This is a genomic window from Bacillus sp. FSL E2-0195 (genome assembly GCF_038003645.1).
Classification (GTDB): domain Bacteria; phylum Bacillota; class Bacilli; order Bacillales; family Bacillaceae_G; genus Bacillus_A; species Bacillus_A mycoides.
The window spans coordinates 630,851-644,809 of sequence record NZ_JBBOPN010000002.1 but is presented as its reverse complement, the minus strand read 5'-3'; the positions used below and the strand labels follow the sequence as shown (position 1 = coordinate 644,809).

8 protein-coding genes and 4 pseudogenes are annotated in these 13,959 nt (G+C 34.3%); 8 read left to right on the top strand and 4 right to left on the bottom strand.

Features of this window, described 5'->3' with window-relative positions:
- The first annotated feature begins 8 nt into the window (after nt 1-8).
- Entirely contained in the window at nt 9-2,873 is a 2,865-nt protein-coding gene (locus MHH59_RS30440) for an S-layer protein (protein WP_131829210.1), read from the top strand.
- Nucleotides 2,874-2,894: 21 nt separating this feature from the next.
- A complete protein-coding gene (locus MHH59_RS30435; protein WP_078176714.1) occupies nt 2,895-3,374 on the top strand; it encodes a hypothetical protein in 480 nt (159 codons plus the stop codon).
- A 183-nt stretch (nt 3,375-3,557) separates the two neighbouring features.
- Here the strand turns inward: MHH59_RS30435 and MHH59_RS30430 are convergent.
- A pseudogene (locus tag MHH59_RS30430) lies at nt 3,558-6,537 on the bottom strand (Tn3 family transposase).
- 313 nt (nt 6,538-6,850) lie between these two features.
- Between MHH59_RS30430 and MHH59_RS30425 the strand changes: the two are divergent.
- The gene (locus MHH59_RS30425; RefSeq protein ID WP_061660631.1) at nt 6,851-7,252 is read left to right on the top strand and encodes a DUF3888 domain-containing protein; all 402 of its coding nucleotides are present in this window, start codon (nt 6,851-6,853) and stop codon (nt 7,250-7,252) included.
- A gap of 20 nt (nt 7,253-7,272) precedes the next feature.
- A pseudogene (locus MHH59_RS30420) lies at nt 7,273-7,353 on the top strand (restriction endonuclease); the annotation flags it as partial.
- A 214-nt stretch (nt 7,354-7,567) separates the two neighbouring features.
- On the opposite strand, the gene MHH59_RS30415 reads toward MHH59_RS30420, so the two are convergent.
- On the bottom strand, nt 7,568-7,720 hold the full coding sequence (locus MHH59_RS30415) for a hypothetical protein (RefSeq protein WP_340853721.1): 153 nt from the start codon (nt 7,718-7,720) through the stop codon (nt 7,568-7,570).
- 61 nt (nt 7,721-7,781) lie between these two features.
- Here MHH59_RS30415 and MHH59_RS30410 point away from each other — a divergent pair.
- Nucleotides 7,782-7,969 (top strand): annotated as a pseudogene (locus MHH59_RS30410) (hypothetical protein).
- 29 nt (nt 7,970-7,998) lie between these two features.
- Nucleotides 7,999-8,226, top strand: coding sequence for a hypothetical protein (locus MHH59_RS30405; RefSeq protein ID WP_340853720.1), 228 nt, complete (start codon nt 7,999-8,001; stop codon nt 8,224-8,226).
- Between the two features lie 132 nt (nt 8,227-8,358).
- On the opposite strand, the gene MHH59_RS30400 is transcribed toward MHH59_RS30405, so the two are convergent.
- On the bottom strand, nt 8,359-9,621 hold the full coding sequence (locus tag MHH59_RS30400; RefSeq protein ID WP_340853719.1) for an MFS transporter: 1,263 nt from the start codon (nt 9,619-9,621) through the stop codon (nt 8,359-8,361).
- A gap of 799 nt (nt 9,622-10,420) precedes the next feature.
- On the opposite strand from MHH59_RS30400, the gene MHH59_RS30395 reads away from it, so the two are divergent.
- Together MHH59_RS30395 and MHH59_RS30390 are read left to right on the top strand one after the other, a co-directional pair.
- Nucleotides 10,421-10,699, top strand: coding sequence for an AbrB/MazE/SpoVT family DNA-binding domain-containing protein (locus MHH59_RS30395; protein ID WP_340853717.1), 279 nt, complete (start codon nt 10,421-10,423; stop codon nt 10,697-10,699).
- 595 nt (nt 10,700-11,294) lie between these two features.
- Nucleotides 11,295-12,524: an NAD(P)/FAD-dependent oxidoreductase gene (locus MHH59_RS30390; RefSeq protein WP_086389219.1), complete on the top strand. Its 1,230-nt coding sequence runs from the start codon at nt 11,295-11,297 to the stop codon at nt 12,522-12,524.
- Nucleotides 12,525-12,681: 157 nt separating this feature from the next.
- Here the strand turns inward: MHH59_RS30390 and MHH59_RS30385 are convergent.
- Nucleotides 12,682-13,947, bottom strand: a pseudogene (locus tag MHH59_RS30385) (IS4 family transposase); the annotation flags it as partial.
- Nucleotides 13,948-13,959 lie beyond the last annotated feature (12 nt).

The following is a 13,959-nucleotide window of genomic DNA, read 5'->3' as shown; positions in this document are numbered from 1 at the left end:
ATGCGAGCATGAAGAAAGCTATAGGACTTATAGTATCATTATTTTTATTATTTTCTACGTATGCACCAACATTTACAGAAGCAGCTGAAGTTTTAAATAAGGTAGGTTGGGTTAAAGAAAATGAGAAGTGGTACTATTACGAAAAAGATGGCAGTAAACGAACAAAAAATATTACCTTAGATGGGGTAGAATATGAATTTCGAGGGGATGGTAGTTTTCTAAGTGGGACAAAGAAAGGGGATAATCCATATGGTTGGATTGAATGGATTCATTATGATGCTCCTGGAAAATTACAAAATGGCTGGAGTTTTTCTGCCACAGCATGGAGTTATATAAAAGATGGAAAATATGTAACAGGTCCGTTTACTTATCAAGGTAAGCAATTTGAAATCAATAAATATGGAGAAATGGAGAAAGGCTGGGTTACTTTACGCTCTAAGATTAAGAGAGTATATCCAAAACCGGAAACAAAATTTTTACTTGAATCAAAGCCAGTAAAAGATGGGGATATTCTTGAAGTAATTGGAAAACAAGGCCCTTGGTATCAAGTCAATTATCAAGGAGAAATTGGATACGTTCGGATTTTTGAATCAGTCGTGATAGGAGAATCACCTGTTCGTTCTTGGGATGTGGTAAAAGAAGCAGCAAACCTTTCCCATTTTACGATGACTGAGTATCATAAAGATCCAGAAAAATATTTCCCTCCTAATATTATTAAGAAATTTGAAAAACAATTAGATAGTGATGTCAATGCATTAGCGAATGGATATGATTTTATTGATAAAATTAAAGCGGATATTTTATTAGATCATAAACAAGGTTGGATACAAGAAGATGGAAAATGGACCTATTATCGAAAGGATGGCCAACGTGTAACAGATTTTCAAACAATTGATGGCAAAAAATATTATTTTGGGACAGATGGATTTATAAAAACGGGATGGTCTCAACAAGGAACCAAAACTTTTTATTTTAGTCCATCAGGTGTGATGGAAACAGGTGTACAATATATTGATGGCAAAATGTATTATTTTAATGAATTTGGTTGGTTAACAAGTGGATTACATACTTTTGAGGGAAAACCCTATTATTTTGATGACACGCATGAAGCAAAAAGCGGATGGATGAAATTAGAATACGATTGGTATTTACTGCATCCAAATGGTGCGTTACAAACAGGTGACTTTACGTATAAAGATAAGAAATTCTCCTTTAATCAAGACGGGGAAATGGTTAAAGGCTGGATTACATTAGAATCCCTTGTTAAAAAAGTATATCCTGAGCCAGATTTAGGGAAAGTATTGCGTGCAAAACGTGTGAATAATGGTGAAGTGATAGAAGTAACGGGAAAAGTCGGTTCATGGTATGAGGTCAATTATCAAGGAGTAAAAGGATATGTACGTATCCATGATGCTATTATTTTTGATCAGGAAGCAAAAAATCCTTTGACATTACTAGATGGAAAATTAAAAATATTTCAAGGTGTATTTGATTATTTGAAAAATGATCAAACATTAATGAATGATGCATTCAAAGCGATGGAAAAGGCAGAGCAAAGTGCATTGGATGATGTTGAACTCTGGGGAAAAATTTCTAACGATTTAGATGCTGAGAAAAAAGATGTGCAGCATAAAATGCAAGTAATAAAGGAAGCACATGATAAGTTGCAAGAATTAGTGAATGCAATGAAAGGTGACATTAAAAATTTAACAGTCACTCAAAGAAAAGAGCTATTTAAACTGCTTGGAAATACGAGAGAAGATGCTTTAGCGTACGGAAAAGAGTGGATGGGATTTAGTGCTGATGTATATGTATCTATCTTGCAATACTATACATCCCTTTATCAAACCTATGTTGGATATTATCAAGCATTAGATGTGGTTGCTGGGAAAACTGCAGACTTTTTAGATGTTCTTGCTAAAGCAACAGTTGAAATCGAAGAGAATCATCGTAAGCTAGCTGAAGGACTTTCTGGTGCAATTAAGGATTTAGGGCCAGTCGTAAATAGTTCGATTCGCCTAAAGCATTCTATAGATGAAGCGAAACCTGGGATGGAGGAACTTGTACAAGTAACAAGAAAAAACGCTCCAATCATTGCGAAAGATTTACAAGCATTGGATGCGAAAGTTCCAGGATTTTTCACAGATTTCAACATGGGATTAGATCTTGCAAATACATTTATGGACTCCGCTAATAGAATAGCAAGTCATAAGATTGATATACCTGCAGCAGCTAGAAATATTGGGAATATTGATTTAAGTAACGCTTTATATGACCTTGGTGTTCCACCGGAAAAATACGATGAGTTTATAGCTGGTCAAAATGCTGCTAATCAATTCATGACAACATCCTTAGACTTTGTCCCTATACTTAACGTACCAAAAGAAGTTATTCAAATGTGGCAAGGAAAAGAGCTAGGTACAGATCGTCCATATGAATCATCCGATTATGTCATGGGTATCGTAACTCTTGCTACAGGTGGAACCGTAAAGACCATTGGTAAGGTAGTAGGAACAGTAGCTGATATTGAAAATAAAGCTAAAAATCTTGAAAAAGCCTCTAAAAATTATAGAAAAACATTTTTTGATCAATATCCAGAACTAAAAGGTAATGTGGTTGTACATCATGCAGTTGAACAACAAGTACTAAAGAAATATCCAAATCTATTTACTGAAGCAGAAATTCATGATATCCAAAACTTAAGGGGTATACCAAAAGAAATAAATAATGAAATACATTTATCAAGCATAAGAAAAGATTGGAATGAATTTTACAAATCACATCCTAATCCAGCAAAAAAAGAAGTGATTGATTATATGATAGAATTAGATAAAAGATATGGAGATAAATTTACACCTCCAGTAAATAAATAATATAAAAGGAAGATTAAAACTATGAATTTATATCTATTATCACCTGAAGTAGCTGGTGGACATGGGGAACACACGGTTTATGGTAATGAAAAGAGCATTGGTGCAGAAGGAATTTCAGGAAAAGTTCAATTTTTACATTATGAATTCTATGGATGGCTTGGCGATGATTTGTTAGAATCTACACCTTGTTTTATTGTTTCCGAGAAATTGAAAAACGCATTATTATCTAGCGAATTGAAAGACTTTAGATTGGAAGAATGCTTAATTAGTCTTTCTGAGGAATTCCAGGAATTATATCCCAATAAAGAATTACCGGATTTTTGGAGGCTCATTCCTTTAGGTACAGTAAATTATGAAAATGGAAATTATAGCGAGTGGTCAGGGCATCAATTTTGTTTAACACCTAGAGGAGATCTTATTTTAACGGAAGAAGTACTTTCTTTTCTAAAGTCATTTACTCTAAAATATTGTGATATTTCGGCACTAGAAAATATTAATTAATACTAGATGGGGTTGTTGAGGATATTCTCTTTCTAGAAGGTGCATCTTTATTTGGTGCTCAAGTTAATGTACATACTCTAGTCCAGGTTTAACTTGATATCTGTCCCAATTAAGAAAATTTAATAATTTTTAATATTGAAACCGTAGCAATAATTGATTCCTACGGTTTTTAGTATACAATTTTTAAGTAAATACCATATCTTTTGAAAACAGCGAAAGATCGGATGGTAGTTTTCCAGGTTCGCGATTTGAATCAATATGATATTTTCCAAATCGATTTACATGTGCTGTCATGTAGGGGCTTAAATAACAAATCAACTCTTTATTAAATCCTTCTTTTTGTTTCTCGTACCCGTGAAGTAATTTAGACATGGAAAATACGTTATAAAAAATAAGACAGTTAGCAACTAGGTGATTATACTTAATAATTTTCTTCTGTTTCTCACGATCATTCTCAGAAATAATGCCTTCCCCACCAAAAAAGAGCCACTTTGTAAATCCATTAAATGCTTCTGATTTGTTTGTAGCAGATTGAATAGTACGTCGTAATTCTTCATTAGACATGAATTGTAACAAAAACATCGTTCTAATAGCTCTGCCTAATTCACAAAATGCCTGGTATAATTTATTTTTCTTACTGTATGTGCCTAGTGTATTCAATATAGTAGATGGAGTAATTTTACCAGCTTTGATTGACATCGCGATTCTAAGCATATCTGGGTAGTGATTTTCAATTATACTCCAATTGATTTCTCCTGAAAATAGTTCATCAATATGTTCATAATTGTCTTGTGTATTGGGGCGAAATAACTTTAAGTGTTTCCAATTGCGAATGCGAGGCATTAACTGAATACCTAATAAAGTAGCTAAACCAAAGACTGTGGTGCTTTGTCCTTGCGTATCCGAGTGCAGAATTTCCGGTTGAATATCTACCTTTTCATTCATCAAAATATCTAATATATGTATTCCTTCCCAAACGCCACAAGGAATAAAATTACTAAATAAAGCAATATATGTGTCGGAAACATGATAATATCCAATGCCTCCATAACCTCCATATCGTTCCATCTGCAGATGCACTTTTTCCATCTCCCCAATATTTTGGAAGTTCAAAACGATTATAAGCATTAATAATATATCGAATTGCTTTGTCTAAATCTTCAACTGTTACATGTCTTTGATTAATCCAAGCAATTTGTTTTCGATCTATTTCTTGTATTGAACGAGCTGTTTGAGTAGGACCTAAGTTACATCCGTAACAGAATGTATTCGTTACATAACGTTCGACATGATTTTCTAATTTGCCCTCATACCCGGAAATAGGTCCAAAGAAACGTGACCAATTGAGCCAATACTCTGTGTCTGCTAACATATCTAGAACGTTAATCGGTTCTAAATTATACATAATATAATTTTCAAGCTCTTTTAATTCAGGAGGAACCTTCTTCTTTTTTAGTTTTCCAATTACTACTTCCCCTTTTTCAATTCGAATTTGTTGATTATGCGGGAAAGATTTGTTGGTATTATGGCAAACTTGTTGAAGGTCATCATGTATCTTTTTTGTGAAATCTGAACCTAAACTAGGTAAGTTTAATTGATTACAAAATTCTTCAAGGTTCTCTTCATATTCTTCCCATGACATCAGTTGTTTTCGATAATCTGCATATTTTTCACTTCCTTCAATATATAAGTCTCCAGATTTCAAACCCCACATAATTTGTGAAAATACACATACTTCAAAATGCCGACGATTCAGTTCCTCCGGAACAACTTCTCTTTTCTTTTTAGGGCTTAACCATCTCCACCAACCATCAGGTATCCAAGACAAGTTCAGAAGAGGTGTCACTTCTCTTTTCCACAGTCCAATCTTTTTTATATGAGCAACCGATATCCATTCTTTTCTAGTATGTTGATGAGATAATAGAAACTGAATGGCTTCTACTATAGATGAATCCTGATTTGTTGATCGTAAAGGAAATACCTCTAAAATTTTAAATAGTGTAGAGCGATGACTTTTAAAGAATTTTTGTAAAAATAAATAGTAATTATCCCCACTAAGTGCTAGATGATCTTCGCAATCCTGTAATACTTGATCTTCTGTATCTCCAAGTACTTGTTGGATAGCTTGTAAACGTTCTTCAGGTATTCCTTCCGTTTGATAGGCCATAAGTACATGCTGTAAAGTGGCTACTAAAGAATCCGTTCGTTTTTGTGTCTGTTTTTTATAATCCTGTAAAAATTCACGTCCTTTTTTATGGATACTCATCATACGTTTTATTAGCATTTCACCAATATTATCTAGTATTCTTGATGTTTGTACAGAAACCAATGAGATGGCTAACGTATATCTTTTCTTCTTTTCTATTTCTGACATACGATAAGAATCTAGGGTTTTAGCTTCAGCAGCCATTTGTTTTATTTTGGTTGAAGAAAAGCTTTCAAGAAGGTAAACAGGTATTTTTTGATGTATTAACCAATCGTAATGCAGAATTAACTCTTTTAAATGAAATAAAGAGGCACGTTTGGCGTCTTCTTTGAGACGATTCCACGGGCTATAAAAAGTGTCAGGTCCTGTTTCAAATAAACAGTCTATTTGTTGTAAGTGTTGCTCTTGTAAGGATTCATATACTTGCTCGTAAATGAAACGATAAGACTTGTGTCTTATTTCGTTAGCCGCTTCTTTAAAAGTGTTATAGACGGGTAATTCATATCTTTGATGTATTAACTCTTCAATAGCTGCATTAATTAAATCAGCTGGATCATCTTTGCTTCCAGCTATATGTTTCATTGTATCAAGCATGATTTGACGAGCATTATGATCAAATTGTTGAATTTTTAGATACCGTCTTACAAAGTGATAATGTCTTTTTATAGTACGTGTTTTACTGTATGCTTCCCATTCAGTTTCAATAGGGATAGGTAATTGAGCGGACTGTGCAATGTGTTTAATTATGATTGGAGGTATATCTGAAATACGTGTAAAAAAGCCAAGATTTTGTACAGTTTTTAGCAAAATTAGTAACGCTAGTTGCTGTAATGTTCCTTTTGTTTTCAAACTTGTCCATTCTATTTCGCTTCTGGTTGGCGTGTATACACTCCTTAAATCTTCCGTACTTAGATTATGTTTGATTCTTGGATATATCGTATCTTGAATACTAGGCATAACTAATCCCCCTAGAATCTATATATGTTTCAATATTCAACCATCTTCATTGTAAAATAAAAACCTATCCGCAGATAGGTTTCTTGTTTAAATTTATCTTATTAATTTGAATATTTTCCCAGAGTGGCCCCTCATACCTTGAATCGTTTCCGTACCCCATGTACACATACAGAACCAATCAATACATGAGCTGTGATGAAAATCCAGCTCTTTTTCTTTTTATTTAGGCGCTGTTAAAAATACTGCAAATGAATAATCCTCTATTATTTACGCAATCTAATCCATATTATGCAGTAAGTTTGGAGTTAATTATATGTTTAAATGGAAACTGTTAATGACATTTTGCGGAGTTATAATGATGGTTTTATTTACATCTCCAATAGAAGGAAAGGCAGAAAATATATCTAATAAAGATTTTTATGATTCTTATAATACTTTATTAGCTCCTTACGCAAGTGAGATTATCCGAAGTAAACTTGGACCAGAACACCAGTATAGTTTAACGGATACAAAGATTATAAAAATTGAGCGTTCTCAAAAATATACCTTCACCTTTATTGTAGTAGCTAAATATAGAACGTATACTAACGCTCACAATCCACCTAATCATGTTGTAACAATAACTTATAATGTTAGTCCAAGTGGGGTAAAAGTTATCGATTTCAAACAAAAAAAGAAAGAAAGTGAGTTTACAACTCATTTTCTTTATCAATAGGCAGAGTAGCAGACTTTTGGAATTCAAATAAAACAGGAAATAAGTTTCTTGGTTGTTCTTACTATCCAACATGTACACATACAGAACCAATTCATACATGAGCTGTGATGAAAATCCGGCTCTTTTTTCATTTGTTTAAAGAATGCATGAAAAAAATCAGTTTAACTAAAAAATGAACCTTCAGATTTAGTTGTATGAGATTTTGATATGATTATCAATACAATAAGTCATATTTGTTATAAAAACGCATGTAAAGGGAGAGAGAGGATTTAAATGCGTTTTTAGGTTTTTCAAGAAAAATAAAAAGGGTAGCCATTATTTACGACTTAACCTTTTGTCTACGACCTGACGAATTGCTTCATTTCGATTCTTCAGCTTATTTTCATGCCAGTAATTTTCTATTTGTTCTACTTGTTCTTTTGTAAAAGTAACTAAAATTTGAGTGTACTTGTCTTTATTAACAGCCATATAGCAACCTCCTCTATAAAAAATATTATAAGTTATATAACTTTATTGAGGAGGTTATTACATGGAACGGAAAGTTAAAAAGATGATGGCTGATCTTCAATTTATTATGAATCATGGTCAAATCAGTGTAGATTTTATAGATCAAGGATATAAAAGAATGCTTTTTAGTGCATTAGAAGCTACCGGAAAAGTTTTAATGTGCATACCAATGAACATAATGAAACAACCTTGTTCTTAGAGTTAGTTTAGTAAATTTACGCAATGAGGGGCTGTTAATAATGGAGCAGTTAACGATTTTTGACGTAATGGATGAAACTAAAAATAAGCTTTATGAGGTATTAGAGAAAAATGGATTCGATTATAAGATTCATAAGTACTATTTATATTCAGATTATCAGGGAGCTGTTCAATATTACTATATAAGTACAACTGATAATACAATTAGGGTGTTTTTGCCCATCCCCCGAAAAAGGAGAATAAGACAAAATATACCAATTAAACACTGAATAGATTGGGATTCAGCCGAGATACGTGTAAAAACGGATTATAGTTTCATCAGTAGTTTTTCAAGTAAAAATGCTTACATCACGATAAACAAAAAGCCAATTTCCTGCATGTGAGGGAAATTGGCTTTTTGCTCATAATTTACGAATAGGACTAGTAAGAGAGATAATAACTTCAATGACCTTTGTAGTTGATGCCAAAATAAATATTGCAACCGGATTAAAATCGGAAATTAATCCACCTACTAGTGCTCCTAATGGCATAGCCAAACGAGTAAGCACACGTGAAAATCCTAAAACTCTTCCCTGCATATCGGTGGGGACTGTTTCCTGTCGGACGGATGCTACAATAGTATTCCAGGCTATATTACAAATCATAGCAAGACCAAATGAAATGCCCGGCGCAAGCCAATATTCACTCCATATTGCATAGGTCAATCCAATTGCTCCCACAGCAAGAAGGGTTGGAATAAGGATTCCCCTTCGAAAGCGTTGTTCTAGTGGAATAACAATGATACTTCCTAAAAGACCACCTACCCCAATTAAAGTATAATTAATCCCACTTTCTTCAGCAGATAGATTTAATGTAGAAAGTAAATAATACATAAGCCCACCTAATACAGCGCTAGCGCCAAAGTTTCCCACCATTGCTTGAAGAGATAAAGCAAGGTTAAGGCGATCATTCATTAACCATTTTAGCCCTTCTCTCATATCATTCCTTATAGTTTGCAATGGCGTTTTTGCTCTATCTGTAGGTTTCTTCTTTTCTAATTTTGGCAATAGTAATACAGCAACTAGAGTAGCCATAAAAGAGATAGCATTTATCCAGAGGGCATTAATCCCACCCATTAAAGCAATTATAATACCGGCTAATGTGGGCCCTGCTAAACTAGCAATTTGATTAACCATTTGGTATGCGGAATTGGCTCGTGTTAACGATGGACCTGCAATTTGTGGAATTACTGTAATAGTCGCTACGTCAAATAACATCGATAGTACGGCTAAAATAAAAGAAATAGCATATAGATGCCATAGTTGAAGTACGCTCAAGTTATACAGGAGAGGAATTAAGGATACTAAAATAATACATCCTGCATCAGCAACCCACATTAATTTCCGCCGATCAAAACGATCCACTACTACTCCTACGATTGGACCAAATAAAACAATAGGTAACACACCGATAGCAAAAAGTGAACTCATAATTATTGCTGATCCAGTTAACTTATAGGCAATCCAAGGAAGAGCAAACGTATAAAGGGAATCACCTATCCTGGAAATCAGTAAACCAAAAATAAAAATCACGTAGGTACTAGGAAAATGTGTAGTTTTTGAAACTAGATTTCTGCTTTGTGCATTCGGTTTCAACGATGAGTTAAAGTTTGTTTCTTTCTTCATTATCGACTCTAATTTACTTCCTTTTTTAGTAGCAAAACTTATATTAACTGGCAGTAAGCCCCTTACTTATCAAATATTTAATAAAGTATAAAATTCTTTAAAATACAAAGGTATCCCTTCTTTTAATCAATTATTCATTTTGCTGTAAGTGCCTATTTATGCTAAGTTAACGTTTGTCACAATATAAAACTTCTACCTTTTTGTTACGTTGATTGTTTATAAATTGGTATTTTATGTATTATACCTTCTTTTCGGGGGATGGGAAAAAATAACCAATTATTGATTTGTGTCTCTCGGATTTTCCAGAAATTTTCGCTATCCATAAAGGGTTTAGTGATAAAGAAATTAAAAAATTTACAAATGGAACTTATAAGTCTAAATAAATAACAAAGTAATGGAGGAATGAAGAATGAAGATTGCTGTATCTGAGTGGAAAGCGTTGAAAAAAGGGACAAAGTTAAAGCTATTGCGTTATGCGATGTTAGAAAGCAAGTATAAGTATGCAAAATAAAAGCTCTTCATTTGCAAAAAGCAAACAAAGAGCAAAGTCATGAGTGACCGTCGAGGAAAGAAATTGGCAGATTTCTTTCCTCTATATTTTAACATATTAAAAGTTGTAGAGAAAAGGGGGATGTAGAATGGAAGAAGGGCGTATTTCCTTTCAGCAAAGGGTTAAAGAAGTACTTGTTATGATCGTTGGCTTTTAGATTTTTATGTTACTCATGTATGGCGAAATCCTGTTACAATAGTCAAGAATAACTTGGGTACAAATTAATAATGAAATGGGGAAAGATAATAGATGAAAGCAACCGGAATGACTAGAAAAGTAGATGAATTAGGACGTGTAGTACTTCCAAAGGAACTTAGAAATACACTTGGTATTAAAGAAAAATCACCATTAGAGATTTTTGTAGAAGGGGAAGACATCATTTTACAGAAGTATCAGCCTGGTCATGTTTGTGCATTAACAGGAGAAGTGTCAAATCGTAACATGGCATTAGCAAATGGTAAGATCACATTAAGCCCAGAAGGTGCAGAACTATTAATAAAAGAAATAGAACAGTATCTTGTAAAATAAGTGCTCCTTTCAAGGGGCTTTTTTAGTAAAGATATTTAAAATTTCACGTACCGTAATATTTAATAAAAAACAAGATACATAATCAATAGTCTACATTGAATCTTATGTTGAACTCATCTGCTAAATGGAGTCCCTTCTCTTTTGTCCAGAATCCTGTAGGCGTTTTTTTTTAATTCCCACTCTTTAAAACGATTTTGATATAATTCATTCAACATATGATAAGGACGACTACCCCAAAATTATAGCGCATTTAACATAGCAAATGGACTTGATTTCCAAAACTTTATACAAGGAGTTTGGAGTCGATGTTTTAACAACCATTTTTGTGAATATACATCTATTAACTCTTCACGAGACAAGTAAACGGACCTTTATTTAATACTTAAATTATCATTCCGATTTTTACCACAAATTCTTTTTAATTGTATAGCAGGTGAGAATTTTCTGTACTTATTTCGTTTTAGCTTCCATACTTTATGTATGTAGTGCATTCTTATCAATTTTCCCCATTACTTTAACTCGTAGGGGCATTAACTTTAGAACTCTTCTAATGGATAAGCAAGTTAATAATTATACTTGAAAATGGAGTGATACGATGAATAAGACGTATGATGTCATCATTACCGGTGCTAGATGTGCCGGCTCTACCCTGGCAATTTATCTTGCTAAGGCAGGTTTCCATGTGTTGTTAGTGGACCGAGCGAATTTTCCAAGGGACACATTATCAACCCATACCTTTTTCAATAATACTGTCGCTCTTCTTCGAGAAACCGGTGTCCTGGACAAGTTATTGGAAACAAAAGTACCGCCGGTACGGGATATTAAATTTCAATTTGAGGATACCGTGATAGAAGGTCTCATCCCTGAGGTTTACGGAGAGGAAAGTTGTTATTGTATTAGAAGAACTTATCTCGATCATATTCTACTTGAACAAGCCAAATCCCAAATGAATGTAACTGTTTTAGAAGGATTTCGTGTGACGGATGTCATCCGTGATGACGAAACAGTGATAGGCGTGAAAGGTTTAGACGGCGACAACGAGAAACAAGAATTTTTAGCTCGCCTGGTAGTCGGGGCAGACGGCCGATCCTCTATTATTCGCAAGCTGGTAAAAAGTGAACTCAAAATAAGTATTCCGGCAACAGTCGGCATCTATTTCGGGTATTTCTCTGGATTTCGCCACGATAATGTCCCTAAATTTGAAGTATACAAGATAAAAGATAACACAGCCATTCTCTTTCCAACGAATGATGATTTATATGTAATTGTCGGCATTTTCCCATTAGAAAATAAGGAATTGATAGAACGGTTGAAATTAAATCCGGAAAGCTGTCTACGCAATTTCTTTACAGATAACTTTCCGAATACAACAATTGGGGCGCGCTTGAAAAATGCAGAACTAGTAGAACCGGTCAAAGGCATTCTCGGATATGATAATTACTGGTATAAAGGAATGGGAAAAGGATGGGCGTTGGTTGGAGATGCAGTTTGTTTTAAAGATCCTGGCATGGCGCAGGGTATCCATGATGCTATATGTGGAGCACGTATATTATCCAATATTCTATCAAAATATAAGGGACAATCCGATCAATCAAATCAAATGTCTGAAGAATATCAAAAGGCAATAGAAGATGAGTTTATGGTTCGGTTTCACATGGGATGCCAAATTTCGAAGAATGAACGCATATCTGAACAACAGGATGCTGTCAACAAGCTAATCAGTTCCCATCCAGAGGCTATAGAGAAGTTTTTAGGGATTTACAATTATGCAAACGAGCCCGCTGCTTTAGAAAAAGAACTCGCACGAATTATGCAATCGATCTAGCAATAATTTTAGAGATTAAGTGATTTAAGGGGTAGCACGCCATGCCCATCAAGCTAACTAAATAAATTACTAGGTACGAATTGATCCTTGTTTCAAAACTAGCAAGTGATAAAAAAATAGGCATGCTAAAGAAGCCTATTAAAACGCGATTTTTTCGCTAGGCAGCTTGTCTATGCTTCACTGTCGTTTTATACACAATCCCTAGAATATCAAAGACGGTCATCTTCTTATACCGATGGCATTTACGACCGTTCTTTTTGAGCAGTTGATAAAGGCAATGCAGAATTTTTAAAAGTTCTTCTGTGCCAACGGCTATCGCTTGAAACAGTAATGGAAAGTAATCTTTAATCATATAAATTGCTTTATATTCACTCAGCTCCTGCTTTTTCTTTTCAAACAGAAACTGACGCATTTGAAACATCGTAGAAGAACAGAGGAGAATGCCGATGAGTTGTCCATATAAATGGCACTCTAGGCGTTCTCTTTTTATATTTTGACATTCATCAATTTCAAAGAATGATTTCCACGTTTTAAACAAAATTTCAATCTGCCAACGAAGTGAATATAATGAATGCACGTAGTTCGTTGGTACTTCTTCTAGCGACGTATTCGTGATATATACATTCATGCCCATTAAACGTTTACTTTTATCCTTCATGACAATGCCTTTCTTTTTTTCACGTATCGCTTGGTTTTTCAGACGTGTTTGTGTTTGATTATCGGTTAAACGATGAATAATGACACGTGCTGGAAGTTTCTGATTTTGGCCAATGTATGCCTCGGGGATTTCCATCGTTTCACCAGGGATTAGACCAGACAGCATTTGTGTCATATCAAGCTGGATGTATTCTGTTTGCTTTTTTAACGTACCATTTTTGAAGTATTCTGGTTCAGGGTTCTTGATATAAATGCGTGTATTCAACTTCAACCGCGAGATATAGTAAGCCTCTTTATCATTAATGGCTTGTAAGTCTCCTAAATCGAAGTAACCAAGATCACGTAAACACAAATCGCCTGCTTCTACGGTTTTAAGACAGATGGTACCATATGTTTTATCATTATTTTTTCCTGGTCCAAGCTGCACGTTAAGGAATTGACCGTTAAGTAAATCATATTCCAATTGGATTTTCACGCCTGCCGTATTACTACTCCCACCTGAACCTTGATAGTCAGTGGCGAATTGATCAGGCAGTTGAAACACTGTTGCATCTAGAATACGGATACGATTGAAAGTAGAGATTATATGTGCAGAAAGTGAGTGATTTGAACAGAGTTTTTGTGTGAGAAGAGAAGTAAAAACTTCTCGAAGAAATGCGACAGCTGCTGGATTAAAGCGTTGATTCAGTCCTTCTGGACTTATGAGTGTAGCTGTATTGGCATAAAGCTGACTACATAATTGAGTGAGAGAATCACTTGCTACATGGGGTCACCATAT

Bases quoted from the DNA above. Each gene is read 5' to 3' on its own strand.
- MHH59_RS30440 (WP_131829210.1), top strand. From the start codon at position 9: ATGAAGAAAGCTATAGGACTTATAGTATCATTATTTTTATTATTTTCT.
- MHH59_RS30435 (WP_078176714.1), top strand. From the start codon at position 2,895: ATGAATTTATATCTATTATCACCTGAAGTAGCTGGTGGACATGGGGAA.
- MHH59_RS30425 (WP_061660631.1), top strand. From the start codon at position 6,851: ATGTTTAAATGGAAACTGTTAATGACATTTTGCGGAGTTATAATGATG.
- MHH59_RS30415 (WP_340853721.1), bottom strand. From the start codon at position 7,720: ATGGCTGTTAATAAAGACAAGTACACTCAAATTTTAGTTACTTTTACA.
- MHH59_RS30405 (WP_340853720.1), top strand. From the start codon at position 7,999: ATGGAGCAGTTAACGATTTTTGACGTAATGGATGAAACTAAAAATAAG.
- MHH59_RS30400 (WP_340853719.1), bottom strand. From the start codon at position 9,621: ATGAAGAAAGAAACAAACTTTAACTCATCGTTGAAACCGAATGCACAA.
- MHH59_RS30395 (WP_340853717.1), top strand. From the start codon at position 10,421: ATGAAAGCAACCGGAATGACTAGAAAAGTAGATGAATTAGGACGTGTA.
- MHH59_RS30390 (WP_086389219.1), top strand. From the start codon at position 11,295: ATGAATAAGACGTATGATGTCATCATTACCGGTGCTAGATGTGCCGGC.